This is a genomic window from Microcystis sp. M53603_WE2, from assembly GCF_030065435.1.
Genome location: NZ_JASJFF010000151.1, coordinates 1 through 1860, shown reverse-complemented (window position 1 = coordinate 1860; position 1860 = coordinate 1). Strand labels below are relative to the sequence as shown.

The following is a 1860-nucleotide window of genomic DNA, read 5'->3' as shown; positions in this document are numbered from 1 at the left end:
TCAGGGAAAAAGTACCTGAATTTTCCCCCCAATCACTCCAAAGGTCGGCACTTTTTGAGGGAAAACAAGTCTAAAAACCCTATCCAACAAGGTTTTTAGATTTATTCAGCAAACCCTAATTATTGTAGAGGGGGAGAAAGGAGAAGGGAGAGGGGAGAATAAATAAAAATAATCTCCCTACCCCACACCCTGTCCCTAGGAAAAACTTCTTCAGCAAACCCTAGTTAAGGCCTGCTCGATTCTCTGACTATCGAGGGAGCGGCCGATAAAGACCAAGCGAGTTTGCCGCATTTCTGTGGATTGCCAGGGTCGGTCGAAGAAAGAATCAACGCGATCGCCGACTCCCTGTAACACCATACGCATCGGTTTATTGGCCACGTTAACAAATCCCTTGACCCGATAGATTTCTTCTCGGGCCACCAATTCTTTGAGCCGTTGGGTCAAAATTCGGGCATCTACAGGAGAATCGAGGCAAAACTGCACGGAATTGATCTCCTCATCGTGATCGTGTTCTTCCTCGTGATCATGATGACTAGGACGACTAGCTAAATCATCCTCGACGGCGGCATTAAATCCCAATAGCACATCGGGGCTAATTTGTCCATCAGCACAAGTAACTATTTTTACCGTCGATCGCAGTTGTGTTTTCAGCCAATTAATAATTTTTTCTAATTCGATTTCGCTGATGAGATCGGTTTTAGTTAAGAGTACCAGGTCAGCGCAGGCTAACTGATCCTCAAATAACTCCTCAATGGGCGTTTCGTGTTCTAAATTGGGGTCTGCTTGCCTTTGTGCCGTTAAAGCGTCCAAATCCGCCACCAGACGACCCCTAGCGACAGCAAAACCATCCACCACGGTGATTACTCCGTCCACCGTCGCACCGTTGCGGATTTCCGGCCAGCGAAAAGCTTGAACCAGAGGTTTAGGTAAAGCTAACCCCGAAGTTTCGATCAGCATACAATCCAACTGTTGCCGTCGCTCCAGCAATTTCTGCATGGTGGGGAGAAATTCTTCCTGTACTGTACAGCACAGACAACCGTTGGTCAGTTCCACAATATTATCGTTGGGGTTGTCATCGCAGGTCTGACAACTTTTCAATAAATCACCATCAATTCCCACTTCTCCGAATTCATTGACCATAACGGCCACCCGTCGGCCTTGATTATTTTGTAGTAGATGACGGATGAGGGTAGTTTTTCCCGCACCCAGAAAACCCGTGATCACAGTAACTGGAATTTTGTGCATAGATAGAGCGATCGATTATGTTCCTAGATCAATCTATCAGACTCTCGCTCTAGGGTTGAGGGTTTCAGCGCTAATTCTTTAGGATTACCCCACCAATTGCCGGACTGTCACAAACTGGCTGAAATTTTCCTAGTTAGTGGTTATTCTGGTAAAAGTTTCAGCCGGCTAGAATAATCGCTGAAAAACTTTTGTGGGAGTGGATCATGTTACAACGTCTTTTTTTAGCCTTTACCCTCGCTTTTCCCCTTTATTTAAGCATTGCTATTCAACAAACTTCTCCTCTAGCTGATAGGGTAAATCGCCCTTCTTCTCGCGGAATCGATAAAATTGAGCGGACAGTAAAAACCATCCAAAAGCAATTAAAACAAGAGCATTCGGTTCAATTAGATTAATAAATTTGGTGAAAAAGAGGATATCTAAAACGGGTGCATCTCATTTTTGTAAATCTACTAATTTGGGATTTTTAAGGGGAAACTTTCTCCTAAAATTGGGCGTTACTTTCGGTTTTATCACTCAACCCTAGGGTTGAGTGATAGTAGGGTTGATTCATGAATCAACCCTACCCAAACCCCCCGTTGGGGCCCAAACCCCGGAGCGCATTAGTTTTTCGGTGGG

General features: G+C 44.9%; 2 protein-coding genes. One reads left to right on the top strand and one right to left on the bottom strand.

The window, feature by feature from the left end; all coding sequences use genetic code 11:
- Positions 1-210 precede the first annotated feature (210 nt).
- Entirely contained in the window at positions 211-1245 is a 1035-nt protein-coding gene (gene cobW / locus PX481_RS03450; RefSeq protein WP_288093677.1) for a cobalamin biosynthesis protein CobW, read from the bottom strand.
- A gap of 203 nt (positions 1246-1448) precedes the next feature.
- Here cobW and PX481_RS03445 point away from each other — a divergent pair, with 203 nt between their 5' ends.
- Entirely contained in the window at positions 1449-1637 is a 189-nt protein-coding gene (locus PX481_RS03445) for a hypothetical protein (RefSeq protein WP_288025457.1), read from the top strand.
- Positions 1638-1860 lie beyond the last annotated feature (223 nt).

Excerpts from the sequence above, each read along its gene's own strand:
- cobW (WP_288093677.1), bottom strand. The coding sequence starts at position 1,245 with ATGCACAAAATTCCAGTTACTGTGATCACGGGTTTTCTGGGTGCGGGA.
- PX481_RS03445 (WP_288025457.1), top strand. The coding sequence starts at position 1,449 with ATGTTACAACGTCTTTTTTTAGCCTTTACCCTCGCTTTTCCCCTTTAT.